Source organism: Dermacoccus sp. NHGro5 (assembly GCF_017565385.1).
GTDB classification, from domain to species: Bacteria; Actinomycetota; Actinomycetes; order Actinomycetales; family Dermatophilaceae; genus Dermacoccus; species Dermacoccus nishinomiyaensis.
The window spans coordinates 99,672-114,937 of record NZ_JAGEKQ010000017.1; the positions used below are offsets into that span (position 1 = coordinate 99,672).

Below are 15,266 nucleotides of genomic sequence, written 5' to 3' on the forward strand. Positions count from 1 at the left end.
GGGGTCGGGGCAGACGCATGACGGTTCCTCGTCGCTCGAGTCGTCGGTTGGCACGTCCACCTTGCCACCATGAGCATCCGGGCGCTCCCGGATCTGCGCCCACCTCCGGCATGGTGTCAGCCGTTCTTCGAGGCACGTCGTGGCCAGAGCGTGTAGCTGACGGCCCACAACACGTCCAGGCCGAGAATGACGCCCATCCACGTGTAGTTGCCCGAAAGTGCGCCCGCGGACGAGGTGTCGGCTGCGATCGCGATGAGTACCGCCGTCAGCGTGCAGGTGATGGCCGCGGCCACGCTCGTCCGCGCGACGTCGGCCCAGCACTGGCGGGTGTAGGTCGCCCCAGTCGCCTTGACGGGCGCCGGCCCGGCCGCGAAGCGATGGGTGAAGCGTGTGTCACACCAATCGATCATGCGATGGCCGTAGGCCACGCTGAATCCGATGTAGACGGCGGCCACCGCATGCCCGAGGTGTGCCGCGTCACCGCGGTGCAGGCTGATGGCCGTGGCGGCGAGGAGGACGAGGTCGGTCACGGGGGCCATGACGAGCAGGGCAGCTCCGAGGCGCCGGCGCTCGAGGAGGTAGCGCGCGGCCAGGCCCGCGATGACGAAGACCCAGAAGAGGATCTCGCAGGCAGCGATGATGGCGATGATCATGACCCTCCCAATGAGTACGGTTGTACCAAAAACAAGTTAGCACGACCGTACTAAGATGGTGGGATGCCGAAGGTCATCGATCATGCCGCGAGAGAGATCGCCATTGCAGAGGCGGCATGGGAGGTGCTCCGTAGCCGGGGAATCCGGGGCCTGTCCGTTCGCAACGTCGCCGCGCAGGCGGATCTCGCGGTCGGCTCACTGCGTCGCTCCTTCCCGACGCAGCGCAGCCTCGTCCGATTCTGTCTGGAGCTGGTTCTCCAGCGCGGGGTCGAGCGATTTCGCGCGTTGCCAGTGGACCTCGACGCCCGCGAATTCGCGTGGCAGGCGTGCACCCACGTCCTGCCCCTCGACGAAGACCGCCGCGTCGAGATGGAGGTCTGGCTGGCCCTGTCCATCAGCGCGTTGGCGGACCCGCAGATGCGCGAGGAGTGCACCAAGTCCGACGAGGCGTTGCGCCAGATGTGCGTCATCGTCATCGGCCGCCTCGACGCGGTCGGCCTGCTGGCCGGATCGCGAAGCGCCGACTCCGAGCACAGGCGTCTGCACGCCCTGCTCGACGGGCTGGCGCTGCAACTCATCCGTCAGGGGCCGGGTGATCCGTGCGACTGGGCGCTCGACGTGCTGCAGGATCACCTCGAGCAGCTGACGGGTGCGGCGGCGGGGTTTCGAGACATGCGTGACCCCGGTCACTGAACACCCGGGCTGAGTGATTAGGATCACGTCATGACGAACGAGCTCAACATCGCCGCCAACCTCACGCGCACCGCCGAGCGTCAGCCGGACGACGTCGCGATCAAGCTCGACGACTTCACGCTGACGTGGTCGCAGCTGGACGACGCGACACAACGACTCGCGACCTTCCTCGCCGACCAGGGGGTCGGCGCCGGGGATCGCGTCGCGCTCAGCCTGCCCAACGTGCCGGCGTTCCCCGTCGTCGCGTACGGCGTGTGGCGCGCGGGCGCCGTTCTCGTGCCGATGAACCCGCTGTTCATGGGGCGCGAGATCGACTACTACTTCGAGGACGCCGGCGTGAAGCTGGCGTTCGGCATGGCCGGTGAGATGGCCAAGGCGGCCGAGCAGAAGAGCGTCACGTTCGTCGAGGTCGGTGACGATCAGCTGCAGAGCCTGCTCGCGAAGTTCGAGCCGACGTCCGACATCGTCGAGCGCGATGGCAGCGACACCGCCGTCATCCTCTACACCTCGGGGACGACGGGTCGCCCGAAGGGGGCCGAGCTCACCCACGACAACCTCGAGAAGAACCAGGACGTCACGGCGCGCACGCTCGTCGAGGTGACGTCCGACGACGTCGTCATGGGCTGCCTGCCGCTGTTCCACGTCTTCGGCCTGACGTGCGCGATGGCCGTGTCCGTCTCCAGGGGCGCGACGCTGACCCTTCTGCCGCGCTTCGAGCCGACGAAGGCGCTCGAGATCATCGAGCGTGACTCGGTCACCGTCTTCGAGGGCGTGCCGACGATGTACCAGGCGATGCTCGCGGCCGCCGCGAAGGCACCCGAGGTGAAGCTCGCGTCGCTGCGCACCTGCATCTCGGGTGGTTCGGCGATGCCCGTCGAGGTGCTGCGCAAGTTCGAGGAGCGCTTCGACGCGACGATCCTCGAGGGCTACGGCCTCAGCGAGACCTCACCTGTCGCGTCGTTCAACCACCCGAACGCCCAGCGCAAGCCCGGTTCGATCGGCACGCCGATCGAGGGCGTCGAGATGAAGGTCGCCGACCTCGACGGCAACCCGCTGCCCGTCGGTGAGGTGGGCGAGGTCGCCGTGCGCGGGCACAACATCATGAAGGGCTACTGGAACAAGCCGGAGGAGACGGCGAAGGCCATCCGCGACGGCTGGTTCTACACCGGCGACCTCGCCCACCAGGACGAGGACGGCTTCTATTTCATCGTCGACCGGTCGAAGGACATGATCATCCGCGGCGGGTACAACGTCTACCCCCGCGAGGTCGAGGAGGCGCTGTACGAGCACCCGGAGATCGCGGAGGTCGCCGTCGTCGGTGTGCCCGACGAGCACTACGGCGAGGAGGTCGCCGCCTTCGTCGTGCGCACAGAGGGCTCGAACCTCGACGCCGACGCCGTCAAGGCCTTCGCGAAGGAGCGCGTCGCCGCGTACAAGTACCCGCGCCACGTGACGTTCATCGAAACGCTGCCCAAGGGCGCGACCGGAAAGATTCTCAAGCGCGAACTGCGGTCGCAGTGAACGATGTTCGCCTCACCCCGCCCGTCGGGGTGAGGCGGTGACGCCGACCTCGCCCCTCGAGACGCCCGCGGGTCCTACGATGGCGAGCATGACCACTTCACGAGGCGACCGTCTGCTGCTCGTCGTGGCCCGGCTCAACCGATGGGCGTCACGCCACGCGCAGCTGCCCGCCCCCGCGGCTCAGCTGCGGCTGCTCTCCCTCATCGATGACCTCGGCCCGTCACGCATCGGCGATCTCGCGACGGCCGACAACTCGTCTCAACCGACGATGACGACGCAGGTCAAACGCCTCGAGGGCCTCGGCCTCGTCAATCGTTCGCAGGACGCACGCGACGGGCGCGCGACGCTCGTCACGATGACGCCCGCAGGCCGGGAGACGCTGACGAAGGCACGCGAGGCGCGCGCCGAGGTCGTCGTCCCGCTGCTCGACGGCATGAGCGAGGAAGAACTTGCGACGCTCGACGCCGCTCTCGAGATCCTCGAGGGACGCCTCGCGAAGCAGCGCGCCGACACTCAGCCCTGACGTCTCGTCGCCCCCTGACCCGTACGTCACGAACCCCCGAGCCACCCACCCCGAACGTCATGATGGCGGGTAACTCACGAGTAGGCGCGAAGTTGCCCGCCTACCTGTGAGTTACCCGCCATCGTGTTCGCCTGCGCGAGCGTGAGCGGCGTCAGCGCCCCTCGGCCGCCTTGGCCTCGGCCGACTTCTGCTCAGCCGACTTGTCGCCGTCACCGCGCGCGATTGACTCGGCGGCCCGCTGCATCTCGAGCGCCTTGACCTCGGCTTGGGCCTTGGCGCGCGCCTTGGCAGCCGACTTCGACTTCGGGGCCGTGTGCGTCGGCGTCTTGCCGCCGTCGTGACGGTCGGGGTATCCCTCCTGGAAGCCGCCCTCACCCTCGTCGAGGATGTGCTTGGCGGGGCCGACGATGAGCGGGTCGGGCGCGTGGATGAAGTCGGTGTTCTTGCCCGGGTAGTCGAGCGAGTCGAGCACGTAGCGCATGACCTCGACGCGGGCGCGCTTCTTGTCGTTGCTCTTGATGACCGTCCACGGGGCCCACTCGGTGTCGGTGTGCTCGAACATGGCCTCCTTCGCCTTCGTGTAATCGTCCCACTTGTCGAGGGAGGCGAGGTCGGTGGGCGACAGCTTCCACTGACGCACCGGGTCGGTGCGGCGCTTCTCGAAGCGCGTCAGCTGCTCGGCCTTGCCGACGGAGAACCACAGCTTGCGCAGGTGGATGCCTGAGCCCGTCAGCATCTGCTCGAACTGCGGCGCAGTGCGCATGAACTCGTCGTACTGCTCGTCGGTGCAGTAACCCATGACGCGCTCGACGCCGGCGCGGTTGTACCAGGAGCGGTCGAAGAAGACGATCTCACCGGCGGTGGGCAGGTGCGAGACGTAGCGCTGGAAGTACCACTGGCCCATCTCGCGCTCGGTCGGCTTGTCGAGGGCGACGGTGCGCGCACCACGCGGATTGAGGTGTTCGTTGAAGCGCTTGATCGAACCACCCTTGCCGGCGGCGTCACGCCCCTCGAAGATGAGGACGACCTTCTCGCCACTCTCCTTGACCCACGCCTGCATCTTGAGCAGCTCGATCTGCATCTGGCGCTTGAGGTACTCGTACTCCGTACGTGTCATCTTCACGTCGTACGGGTAGTTGTGCTGCCAGGTCTCGTCCTGCGTCTTGAACTTCTTCTTTCCCATGCCCCCATTTTGGTCGACATGACACCCCCAGGGCCAGGGTTTGGGGCCAGGATGGGTCAAACGTCCCCTCGCGTTCACGCAGCGGCTTCGTCAGGTTGGTGAGCAGACGTGTGCCATTCGGGCGGATGCTGCCCGCGGATGATGCGGGAGGAGGCCACCCGTAAGGGCGGTGCGGCGGACGTCGGGCTCGTGGTGCACTGGCCTCCAGGCGTCCGAGGTGCTCGGACGCGACCCACCGCGAAGGAGCAGAGCATGAACTCGTACACCGACGAAGAGCTGCAGGCCGCACGCGACGCCGCGCAGGCCGCCGTCGACACCGCGACCTCGTGGGACTACAGCGCGAGCGACGCGAAGATCGCCGACAAGCTGCAGGAGGGCCTCGACGCGGCCGGCGTCACCGTCGACACGCCCGAGTTCGAGCGCCTCGTCCGCGAGATCACGGCGCTGAAGGACGACGAGGACGCGGGCACCCCCACCGTCGAGGCCGCGCTGCCGAAGGCGCAGGCCTGACCCACGCCTGAGCATCGACCGCTCATCGCCGCCCCGGGCCCCGTATCCTCGCCGCTGCCCGGCGGTTGTCGGTGCGGGGTCATAGGGTGGTGGCATGTCTCGCGCGCACATCGCCTCCCGCCTCGAGGATCGGCTGAACAGATCGACGTCGACGCTGCTCGAGCGGCGTCACTGGAGCAAGCGCGTGTTCCCGTACGTCGGGTTCGGCTCGGTCGACCCCGAACTCGAGGGGCGTAACCCGTACGTCAGCGCCCCACGCCCGAAGACCCAGACGTGGCGTGCGTCGGGGCAGCCGAGCGGCCGTCAGCGCCGCATCCCAGAGGGCGGGCGCGCCGTCGTGCTGGGCCGCGTCGTCATGGGCAAGAGCGGCCAGCCCGCCGTGCCCGCCGCGCACGACGACTCGCTCGTACGCCGCGGATTCCGGGCCTTCTTCTCCGTCCCGCAGACCGGTGAAGAGGTGACGGTGAGCCTCGGCGCCGCGCGCGCCGTCGGCCACACCGACCGGGGCGGGTACTTCGACATCGAGGTCGTCGGCCACGGCCTGCGCGACGGCTGGCACGAGGCGACGATCGAGTGCGACGGCATCGTCACGCACGCCGCGATGCAGATCATCAGCGGTGAGGCGCGCTTCGGCATCATCAGCGACATCGACGACACGGCCCTCATCACGGCGCTGCCGCGCCCGCTCATCGCGGCGTGGAACACGTTCGTCGTGCGCGAGACGGTGCGTCGCGAGGTGCCGGGCATGGCGGCGTTCTATCGCTCGATGCTCTCGGGGCACCCGGGTGCGCCGATGTTCTACCTGTCGACGGGTGCCTGGAACACCCAACCCGTTCTCACGCGTTTCCTGCGCCGCAGCGGTTTTCCGCGCGGCACGCTGCTGCTGACGGACTGGGGGCCGACGGAGACGGCGTGGTTCCGCTCGGGCCCGGAGCACAAGCGTCGCTGGCTGCGGCGTCTCGCGTCCGAGTTCCCGGACGTGCGCTGGCTCCTCGTCGGTGACGATGGCCAGCACGACCCGGCGTTGTACGAGAAGTTCGCGCTCAGTTATCCCGAGCACGTCGCGGGTATCGCCATCCGTCAGCTCACGCCCGCGCAGCAGCTGCTCAGCCACGGCCATCCCTTGCAGATGGACGACGTGGCCGGTCGGGTGCCGGGTGTGCCGTGGCTCGAGGGGCCCAACGGTTTCGTGCTCCACGAACGTGTGAGCGCGGTCGTCGATCCGGGGCGTGGTTCGGTCGCCGCCATTGCGGCCCCGCAGGCGCGACGGGTGAGGGGGAGGGTTCATGCCTGAGCTGCCAGAGGTGAGCGGGCTCGTCGGGTTTCTCGACGAGCGCATCGTCGGGCGCGCGATCGTCGGGGTCGAACTCGCCTCCATCGCCGTGCTCAAGACGTTCGACCCGCCACCGCAGGCGCTCGTGGGGCTCGTCGTCGACGCCGTCAGCCGCCACGGCAAGTGGATCGCCCTCGAGACGAGCGGCGGGCTGTCGCTCGTGTTCCACCTCTCGCGTGCAGGCTGGCTGCGCTGGTCCGACGCGCTGCCGACGACGGTGTTGCGGCCCGGCAAGTCGCCGATCGCGCTGCGCGTGCGCTTCGACGACGGTTCCGGTTTCGACCTGACCGAGGCCGGCACGCAGAAGCGCCTCGCCGTGCACATCGTGCGTGACGTCGTCGACGTGCCGGGCATCGCGAAGCTCGGCATCGACCCGCTGTCGCCCGAGTTCACCCGCGAGGCGTTCGGGCAGCTCGTGGCGAGCAGGCGCATGCAGATCAAGGGGTTGTTGCGCGATCAGAACGAGATCGCGGGCGTCGGCAACGCTTACTCGGACGAGGTGCTCCACGTCGCGAAGCTCTCGCCGTTCGCGTTGACGTCATCGCTCGAGCCCGGGCAGATCGACACGCTGTACGACGCGCTGATCACGACCCTGACGAATGCCGTCGACGCTGCGGCCGGCAAGCCCGCGAAGGATCTCAAGGACGCCAAACGCGCCGGGATGCGCGTGCACGGGCGCACGGGCGAGGCCTGCCCGGTGTGCGGCGACGTCATCCGCGAGGTGTCGTTCGCCGACCGTTCGTTGCAGTACTGCGCGACGTGTCAGACGGGCGGCAAGCCGCTCGCCGATCGACGGATGAGCAAGCTGCTCAAGTGAGCCTGCTCGCGAGATGCCTGGCGGGTGATGTCAGTTCGCAGGCCACAACATGGCGGGTAACTCACAGGTAGGCAGCCAACTGCGCGCCCACCTGTGAGTCACTCGCCATCGTGCGAGGAGGCCGGGTCCGGGGCGGCGCCCGGTGTGACGCGGATGCCGCCGTGACGATATCGTGATCTCGACGAGATCGTCTTCCCGTTTTCGGTCGTCCCCCGCTCAGGTGTGCAGCCAGAGCGTGGGCGTTGTCGACGGGGCGTGAAGAAGGGTGAGGGCCATGGCTGACGTGACGCGCCGCGCCGCCCTCGCCGCACCCGTGGCCGCGCTGGCGGCAGCCGCCGGAATTGCGGGTTCGTCCGGGGCGCTGGCGGCATCGACTACATCGCCCTCGCTCGTCACCGGCACTGACGCCGACGCGCTGCGCGCCCTGCACCTGCAAGCCTTCGCCGTGACGCCGAACGTCGCCGCCGTCGTCGCGCGGCTCCATGACGGCGAGTTGTGGGCGCACCAGGACGACGCGGTCGCCATCGAACGCGCCGCAGGTGGCGTCGTCGTCGTGGCGCTGCCGGTCAAGCACTCCGCCGTGAGCCGCATCGACATCAGCACCCGGAGCGCGCCCGACACGTCGGTGAGCGTCGACACGCGGCCCGACGCGCTGCGCTCGTCGTTGCTGCGCGTCGTCAACAAGCGCCTCGCGCTGGCCCGTTCGGACGAGCCGAAGAAGCTCCTCGTGGCGCACGGCGTCATGATCGACGAACGGCTGAGCAAGCCTCTCGACGCGATGTTCGCGCGCGCCGAGCGCGAGCACGTCGCGCTCGAAGCCGTCAGCGCACACCGCGACTTCGACGACCAGGCCCGCGTCTACGACGCCTACGCCGCGCGCGACGGCAAGCAGGCCGCCGACACGTACTCCGCGCGCGCCGGCCACTCCGAGCACCAGCTTGGCCTGGCCCTCGACGTGCGGGGCGTCGACCGTCAGCACGAGCTCGAGCCCGCATTCAAGGACACGCCCGTGGGTCGCTGGGTGGGCGCTCATGCGCACGAGTTCGGTTTCGTCGTGCGCTACCCCGAGGGCCAGCACGCGGTGACGGGCTACGAACCCGAACCGTGGCACCTGCGTTACGTCGGCCCCGAGGTCGCAGCATTCATGCATGCGCGACGCGACATCGCGACGCTCGAAAAACTCTTCGGCCTGCCCGCCGCGCCGGGATACTGACGGCTTGGCGCCGCGCGCCTGAAGCGGCGCCGGATGTCGAGTTCGCCGCCCCGGAGAGCACCCCGGTGCTTGCCTTCGATGCACCGCATGATTGATGGCTCGTGGTGTTGTCCCTCGGAGTCGCCAGCGAGCCCATCGCATCGTGGCAGCAATGCGTGCCGAGGTCACTTCTTCGGCGCGGGCACCTTCGCGAACGCGTCTGCGTCACCGTGGCCGCCTGCGAGGTGGTTGAGGGGCCAGACGACGGCGATGGCGCGCCCGGTGACGGCGCTCGGCGGCACGCTGCCGAGGCGTCCGGTGCCGTCGTCGTGCGAGCGACTGTCGGCGGAGTCGTCGCGGTGATCGCCCATGACCCAGATGTGCCCGGCCGGCACGGTGATGCTCCACTTGCTCGCCTGCCCGGGGCTCGGCGTGCAGCCGTCGAGCCCGCCCTGCAGGTACGGCTCGTCGACGGCGACGCCGTTGACCGTCAGCTTCGCGTTCGGCTCGGAGCAGCTGACGACGTCGCCGGGCAGGCCGACGACGCGCTTGACGAGGTGGTTGCCCTCCGCGGCGATGTGCGTGGCCGTCGCAACGTCGCGCACCGCCTTGCGCCAGCCCGTGGGTGCGGCCTGCGTGGGTTCCCAGTGCAGGTCGTCGGCGAAGACGACGACGTCGCCGCGCTTCACGTCCTGGCTCCACTTCTCGACGACGATGCGGTCGCCGACCCCGAGCGTGTTCTCCATCGACCCGCTGGGGATCTTGAACGGCTGGGCGACAAACGTCGAGATGAGCGCCCATGCCACCCAGATGATGACGATCGTGAGGAGACGATCGCGCCACACCGCGAGCTTCGGATTCATGCCCGACATCCCACCATCCCAGCCTGAGAGAACCGTGGCACCGACGGCCAGACGAGGTGAGGCGCCGGGCCATCACTGGCCGCGGCGCCCCGTCGCGAATGATCGTTCAGCGCGAACCGATCACTTGGCGGCGGGCACCTTCGAGAAGGCGTCCTCGTCGTTGTGGCCGCCGGCGATGTTGCCGATCGGCCAGACGACGGCGAGACCCCGGCCGGTGATGTCGCTGACGGGCACGCTGCCGAGGCGTCCGGTGCCGTCGTCGTGGTAGCGGCTGTCGGCCGAGTTCGAGCGGTTGTCACCCATGACCCACACCTTGTCCTTGGGCACGGTGATGGAGAACTTGTCCTGGCACGGCTGCACACCCGATTTCAGGTACGGCTCGGTGATCGCGACACCGTTGACGGTGAGCTTCTGCCCGGGCGCCTCGCACGAGACCTTGTCGCCGCCGACGCCGACGACGCGCTTGACGAGGTGGCTGCCGCTCGCGGACAGGTGCGTCACCTCGGCGATCTTGCGGATCCCCCCGGTGATGGCGTTGCCGCTCGGAACGGGGTCGGTCCAGTCGCCCGGATCCTTGAACACGATGACGTCGCCGCGCTTGACGTCCGTGAATCGCGGCGCCCACTTGGCGACGACGATGCGGTCGCCGACCCGCAGCGTGTTCTCCATCGAACCGGACGGGATGCGGAACGGCTGCACGACGAACGTCGTGATGAACGCCCAGATCGCCCAGACGGCGACGACGAGGATGAGGCGGTCGAGCCACGTGCGAGCCGTCGAGCGTGGCTTGCGCTCACGCTTGGCGTCACCGGATGCCGTTGCAGCAGTAGCGCCGTCGTCGCGCGAAGAGCGCGCCGAGGTGGCGTCGCCGGAGACGGCGGACGTGGCGTCCTCACGCGAGGAACGCGCCGACGTGGCTTTGCGGGAGCTGACGGACGTGGCGCCATCGCGGGTGTCGCTCGTCGAGGAGGTCGTGTCGGACCCGGTGGCGGCAGCGTCTTCGGCTGCAGGTTGCGGGTCGGCGTTGCGCCGCGCGCGACGCGAGAGGGGGGAGTCGCTCACGTCAGATGACGTTGGCGTCGCCGCCGCCGACAGCCTGGATCGGCTTGCCGTCGGCGTGCCACTGCTTCATGCCGCCCTCGACGTTCGCCACGTCGAGACCCTGCCCCTCGAGCCATTGCACGGCGCGAACCGAGCGGCCGCCGCTGCGGCAGACGACGGGGAGGTCGCCATCGACCTCGGGAAGCTCGCCGACGCGGGCCGGGAGCTCCGCGAGGGGGATGTGGATGGCGCGCGGCGCGTGACCGGCGTCGTACTCGTCCTGCTCACGAACGTCGAGCACGACGGCGTCGTCAGCAATGTCCTTCGGAGTCACGGTGTTCATGCGTGCAAGCCTCTCACGTCTTGGGGTGGGCTTCCTAGGCGTGACGCGCCCCGACGCAGGCCTTCCACGCCGCCCCAGGCACCTGGCCGCGCCGTACCCCTCTGCGATTCGTGTCCACCGGAGGGCGTCAACATGAGTGGATCCACGTGGGGTTGACGTGGGTGATTTCGGGTGGCGTGGCGGAGATGGGGCGCCGTACGGCGGGTCGCTGAGCAACTCGGAGTGGCCGTGCGTGGTTCATCCTCGAACGTCGGTTGCGTGCAGCGTGGCGCCTAGCCGCTTTGTCCCCGAGGGGCTAAGGGCCGCGCCCGCAGCCAGTGGTGTGGGGCGAGGTTGGACTGGGCCACCCCCCGCACCGCCGGGCACACCCCCACATTCCGAGCTGGCAGCTTCACACGGAGCGGGCGCCGTTGAACGTACGACGGGCAGGGCCCGTAGGGCTGTCAACAAGGCCGAGGGGGTAGCCGTCACAACCAACGAGAAGACAGCGGGGGTGAGTTCCTCTAGTGGGCGTAGACGACGGTGTTGGAGTCGTAGTGGCCAGTGCGGGTGTCGAATATTCCGCTGCATGTGATGAGGCGTAGTTCTGGGCCGGCGGTGTTGGCGTACACCTCGGTGGTAGGAAATGTGGTCTTGGAGTATTGGGCGGTTCGGTAAACAGTGAAGTCGTGGGTCTTTCCGGCGGTGTCGCGTACGGAGACACGGTCGCCTGCGGTGAGTGTGGCGAGTTCGTGGAAGGGCCCGTTGCCGTCGGGTGTGATGACGTGTCCTTCGATGACTGCGGGGCCGGGTTGACCCGGCCGAGGTGAGCCATTGAACCAGGCCACGCGCTGTACGTCGGCTCCGCTCGGTACGGCCACGGCACCAGACGCATCGAGCCCTAAGCTCAGCAAATCTTCGGACAAGCCCAGTCGGGGAATCGAGACGTTCGCTGGCTGTGCAACGTCGGCACTGCTGCGGGTGTTCACCGGGACCGACTTCGAGGATGTGGGTGCCGCGGCGTGCGTGGCCGGGGCAGATGTGGCGGCTGTGGCAGGGGGTGGTCTGTACTGATGTGAACGCCCCCACCACATGGCGCCGATGCCCAGGAGCACGAGCAGCCCGCACGCCACCACGGTGATGAGGTGGCGGCGGGCCGATCGTGGAGGGTACGTCATGGAAGCGAACTCAGACGCTCACGCGTTGTGTGCGCTGCGGTTGTGGCGTCGGCGCGCCAGGCCTGCACCCGCGAAGCCGACAGCGCCCGCCGCGACAAGACCACCGCCGGCGGTGGTGGCCCAACCAGAGGTGGGGTTGTGCTGACCGATCCCGGTCTGCACACCACCGGAGGGCATCTGGTTCATCTGGCTCTTGGTCAGCACACCGCAGGTTGCTGGGTCGGTGGCTTCTTCGGGCAGGCTCGGGTCGAGGTCGGACTTGCCGGGCCCGTCGTACTTGCCGTTCTTGTTGTAGTCGATCCCGTGCTGCACGATGACGGCGCTGCCGTCCTTGACCGCTTGCAGCGACTTCGCATCCAGCGTGATGGTGCGTTCGTAGGTGTCATCACCTGCGGGGAACCGCTCGACGGCCAGTGCTGACTTCGCGCTCGTGTCACCGCTGGTCGTCAAAGACACCATCGGCATGCCGTAGTTCTTCATGGCGTCCTTGACCAGCAGATGGCCGTTGACGCCTGTGCCCGTGGCGTTCGGGCTCGGGCACGTGCCCGCGCCACCGACATGGATGTGCTGCGCATGCGGAGCGCCCGCAGCCAGCCCATGGCTGGTGATCTTCAGCTTCAGCTGATCACCATGCAGACTTCCCCAGACGGTGGACCAGGCGCCACTGTGGTTCAGCTCGGTCAGCTTCGCCTGGAACGTCCACGTGGGCGCGTTGTGCGCGGGCGTCGCCGCGCCGGCGGCTGCAGCACCTGCGAGGGGGGCGGCAGCGAGTGTCGTCGCGGCCAGCACGCCCGCGGTGGATGCGATCGTTCGCAAAGTCGTCATGATCGATTCCTTTCACCTGTGCCCGACCCGGCGGACAGGGGCCGCCGTGAAGGTCGAACTATGGAGTGTTCGGAGCCTGCCGCGTCCTGGATGGGGCATACCCAAAAAATTCTCGAGAAGGCCCCACATCGACGGGCCCACACCCACGTCATCAACTCGTCCGGATGCGCAGGTCAATGCGCTGCGGCGCCAGCGTTGTCGCGCGCCGAGCGACCCCGCAGACACCAGGGCCACCATCGCTGGCCCGCATGCCCGCACAGAATCTCCCGGCTACGGCGGCCGAGGTCTCGACTCGTGCGGCCCGGCCCTTGCGCTGACCAGAGCGCGGCCGCGGCAAAGCTCACTGGGGGCGGGCGCGGTCCGTCACATCTTTGTCGCCTCGACAGGCAGGCAGAGCGAGCTGGCCTCCGGACGGCGCGCCGAGGCGGAGACATTCGCACAATGCGCGCTGGGCCTCGACACCGCACTCACCACCCCCAAGGAACCTGCGCGAGTGGAGACGACGGTCGCCTGCTGCATTCGTCGGATCAGCATCACTAGAGCGTGCACCGCTGGCGGTACCACGACGAACAGATGGGTGTTCATTGACGTAAGGCGCAGCGAACTATCAGATAGTGGGCGTGCCGATCAGCACGTCACCATTGATCTCGGACGTCCTGAAGTCAGTCACGAGTAGGTGCCGGGGGGTGACAAGGTCGACGGGCCCTTCATCCTTGAGAGGAGTGCGCGCCGAGCGTACGCGACAGCGAGGGCTGCCGAGGCCGACAGGAACTTTTGGCGAGCTGATTCGACACCCGGCACATGCCTCGGCGCACCCTTGGGTCAGCACGGTGAGTTCGGCTCCATCCACGTCACGATCGATTCAGTTCAAGTGCACGGTGAACAAGGCCGGAGTGGAGGGTTGCGTCGGGCGCGTCCCCGCCCTCTCCGTGGTGAAGGCCACAGCTCGCGCGGCGCTGACGTCGCCGTCGAGCATGATCGTCGTGGCTCCGCTCGTCGAAGGTAGCTGTCCCGCGTTCCGGAGCGCGCCGGAGCCGTCTGCTGACCAAGCCGTGTAGACACGCCCAGGCACCTGCGGTGGGGCTGGCACGAACCGCACCGCGGCCCGCCCGTTTCTTCGCGCGACGGTGACCACCGAACCACGGTAGATCGCCCGAGCGTGCTCGGCTTTGGGATCATCCAGGATCGCGGCGGCCGAAGGAGGCGAGGGCGATGAATGGGTGGCTTCCCACGTGCCGGCGCCTGCAGCCGCAAGCACGATTGCCGCGGCCGCCGCCAACACACCGCGCCGCCGTAGCAGGTGAGCTGGGTGCCTATCAGCATCCGTCGCCTCCTCAACCAGCGCAATACTGCCGTGCTGCGGCGTCGATCGGGCCATCGCGAGAACTTGCTCTCGCAGCTGCGGTGGCGCGGGCATTGCCACCGTGCGACTCAGATCAGCGAGCACCTCGCGCATCGAGTCCCGCTGTTGGCGGCATGTGGAACAGGCACGCAGGTGCTTGTCGAAGCGCCGACGTTCCATCTCGTCCACCGCGTCAAGAACGTACAGTTCGAGCATCGCATGCTCATCCGAACTCATGACCCTTCCTTCCCGGCAGGTTCCAGGCAGCGTTTCAAGGCACGGACGCCATCACGTAGACGTGATTTCACCGTGCCCAAAGCAGCCCCCAGCTCGTGTGCGATCTGCGTGTGAGTCAGCCCATCCCAGTACGCCATCTCGAGCGCGTGGCGCTGCAACTGAGTCAAGCTCTGCATGCACTCGCGTACCCGGAGTCGCTCGGCGCGGGCCACGGTCTCATCCTCGGGCCCGGGAACAATTGCGCGCTCAAGGTCTTGGGCGTAGGCGCCATCACGTGCGCGCGACGCCTCATTCGAACGCACCACGTCGACAGCGCGTCGATGAGCGATAGCGAGCAGCCAGCCCCACCCGCTCGAGCGAGAACCGTCGAAGGAGGCTGCCTTGCGCCACACCTCGAGAAAGACCTCTTGCGTTGTCTCTTGCGCCAACGCGGGATCGCGAAGCACACGCAACACCACACCGTAGACCCGCGAGATCGACAGGTCGTACAGCCTCTCGAAGCCTGCTGCCTCACCCCGTGCCACTGCCTCGAGCAACAACGAGATCGACGCGGCAGGGGCACTCATGCCATCCATTGTGGCGTCCCCGTTCGACGAATGAATCACCTTCTTGTTCGAAGTGGCAGGCCGACTGGATGGGGCGGCATCGAGCCCGGCCTAGCGTGCGGGCCTGCTGGGACGACGGGCAGCACGCTCAAGACGACGTCTAGTTGGCGCAGCGTGAAGATGTTGGTTCCAAGCGCGACGGTTAGAACGTGCAACGTGGATGGCTGCGACGCTACCAACACGTGTCGGCTACCTGAAGCGCCCTGGGTCTGATGGAGACTCGCGCTATTTGATTCCGATCAGCAGATTGCTGTCGTTGGGGACAGCATAGAACGCGTTCTCGAACTCGGCGGGTGGGACGTCTCCGAGGTATCCGTGGAGGCGCTGCGTGTTGTGCCAGTGCACCCAGCCGAGCGTCGCGAGCTCGAGATCCTCGACCGTCTTCCACGGTCCCGAGCGGGTGGGCCCGCGAACCAACTCGGCCTTGT

The 15,266-nt window shown here is 68.0% G+C and carries 17 protein-coding genes; 7 read left to right on the forward strand and 10 right to left on the reverse strand.

Features of this window, described 5'->3' with window-relative positions:
• Positions 1-116 precede the first annotated feature (116 nt).
• A complete protein-coding gene (locus J4Z35_RS08745) occupies positions 117-653 on the reverse strand; it encodes a hypothetical protein (protein ID WP_074046313.1) in 537 nt (178 codons plus the stop codon).
• Between the two features lie 63 nt (positions 654-716).
• On the opposite strand from J4Z35_RS08745, the gene J4Z35_RS08750 reads away from it, so the two are divergent.
• The 3 genes from J4Z35_RS08750 to J4Z35_RS08760 all read left to right on the forward strand — a co-directional run bounded on the left by J4Z35_RS08750 (position 717) and on the right by J4Z35_RS08760 (position 3,390).
• Positions 717-1,346, forward strand: coding sequence for a TetR family transcriptional regulator C-terminal domain-containing protein (locus J4Z35_RS08750; protein WP_074046312.1), 630 nt, complete (start codon positions 717-719; stop codon positions 1,344-1,346).
• 30 nt (positions 1,347-1,376) lie between these two features.
• Complete coding sequence (locus tag J4Z35_RS08755) at positions 1,377-2,867, forward strand: long-chain fatty acid--CoA ligase (protein WP_074046311.1); 1,491 nt, start codon at positions 1,377-1,379, stop codon at positions 2,865-2,867.
• 88 nt (positions 2,868-2,955) lie between these two features.
• Positions 2,956-3,390 (forward strand): MarR family transcriptional regulator, encoded by a 435-nt coding sequence (locus J4Z35_RS08760; protein WP_243754970.1) that lies wholly within the window; start codon positions 2,956-2,958, stop codon positions 3,388-3,390.
• 151 nt (positions 3,391-3,541) lie between these two features.
• Here the strand turns inward: J4Z35_RS08760 and ppk2 are convergent, their stop codons facing one another.
• On the reverse strand, positions 3,542-4,573 hold the full coding sequence (gene ppk2 / locus J4Z35_RS08765; protein WP_006943530.1) for a polyphosphate kinase 2: 1,032 nt from the start codon (positions 4,571-4,573) through the stop codon (positions 3,542-3,544).
• Positions 4,574-4,825: 252 nt separating this feature from the next.
• Between ppk2 and J4Z35_RS08770 the strand changes: the two genes are divergently transcribed.
• The 4 genes from J4Z35_RS08770 (at position 4,826) to J4Z35_RS08785 (ending at position 8,446) form a co-directional block, all read left to right on the forward strand.
• On the forward strand, positions 4,826-5,083 hold the full coding sequence (locus tag J4Z35_RS08770; protein ID WP_074046310.1) for a hypothetical protein: 258 nt from the start codon (positions 4,826-4,828) through the stop codon (positions 5,081-5,083).
• Between the two features lie 94 nt (positions 5,084-5,177).
• Positions 5,178-6,377 (forward strand): phosphatase domain-containing protein, encoded by a 1,200-nt coding sequence (locus J4Z35_RS08775; protein WP_074046309.1) that lies wholly within the window; start codon positions 5,178-5,180, stop codon positions 6,375-6,377.
• Complete coding sequence (locus J4Z35_RS08780; protein ID WP_074046308.1) at positions 6,370-7,233, forward strand: DNA-formamidopyrimidine glycosylase family protein; 864 nt, start codon at positions 6,370-6,372, stop codon at positions 7,231-7,233. The genes J4Z35_RS08775 and J4Z35_RS08780 overlap by 8 nt, the downstream gene beginning before the upstream one ends.
• A gap of 274 nt (positions 7,234-7,507) precedes the next feature.
• Entirely contained in the window at positions 7,508-8,446 is a 939-nt protein-coding gene (locus tag J4Z35_RS08785; protein ID WP_208065513.1) for a M15 family metallopeptidase, read from the forward strand.
• A 164-nt stretch (positions 8,447-8,610) separates the two neighbouring features.
• On the opposite strand, the gene lepB (J4Z35_RS08790) is transcribed toward J4Z35_RS08785, so the two are convergent.
• The 8 genes from lepB (J4Z35_RS08790) to J4Z35_RS08825 form a co-directional block, all read right to left on the reverse strand.
• Positions 8,611-9,288: a signal peptidase I gene (gene lepB / locus J4Z35_RS08790; RefSeq protein WP_208065514.1), complete on the reverse strand. Its 678-nt coding sequence runs from the start codon at positions 9,286-9,288 to the stop codon at positions 8,611-8,613.
• A gap of 120 nt (positions 9,289-9,408) precedes the next feature.
• On the reverse strand, positions 9,409-10,350 hold the full coding sequence (gene lepB, locus J4Z35_RS08795; protein WP_208065515.1) for a signal peptidase I: 942 nt from the start codon (positions 10,348-10,350) through the stop codon (positions 9,409-9,411).
• A gap of 1 nt (position 10,351) precedes the next feature.
• The gene (locus J4Z35_RS08800; RefSeq protein ID WP_208065516.1) at positions 10,352-10,672 is read right to left on the reverse strand and encodes a rhodanese-like domain-containing protein; all 321 of its coding nucleotides are present in this window, start codon (positions 10,670-10,672) and stop codon (positions 10,352-10,354) included.
• A 503-nt stretch (positions 10,673-11,175) separates the two neighbouring features.
• Positions 11,176-11,640 (reverse strand): class F sortase, encoded by a 465-nt coding sequence (locus tag J4Z35_RS08805; RefSeq protein WP_208065517.1) that lies wholly within the window; start codon positions 11,638-11,640, stop codon positions 11,176-11,178.
• Positions 11,641-11,847: 207 nt separating this feature from the next.
• A complete protein-coding gene (locus tag J4Z35_RS08810) occupies positions 11,848-12,654 on the reverse strand; it encodes a hypothetical protein (protein ID WP_208065518.1) in 807 nt (268 codons plus the stop codon).
• An 862-nt stretch (positions 12,655-13,516) separates the two neighbouring features.
• Complete coding sequence (locus J4Z35_RS08815; protein ID WP_208065522.1) at positions 13,517-14,233, reverse strand: anti-sigma factor; 717 nt, start codon at positions 14,231-14,233, stop codon at positions 13,517-13,519.
• The gene (locus tag J4Z35_RS08820; RefSeq protein WP_243754971.1) at positions 14,230-14,799 is read right to left on the reverse strand and encodes a sigma-70 family RNA polymerase sigma factor; all 570 of its coding nucleotides are present in this window, start codon (positions 14,797-14,799) and stop codon (positions 14,230-14,232) included. The genes J4Z35_RS08815 and J4Z35_RS08820 overlap by 4 nt, the downstream gene beginning before the upstream one ends.
• 264 nt (positions 14,800-15,063) lie before the next feature.
• Positions 15,064-15,266 (reverse strand): IS3 family transposase (locus J4Z35_RS08825; protein ID WP_208065520.1); only part of this gene is annotated, 203 nt, incomplete at its 5' end.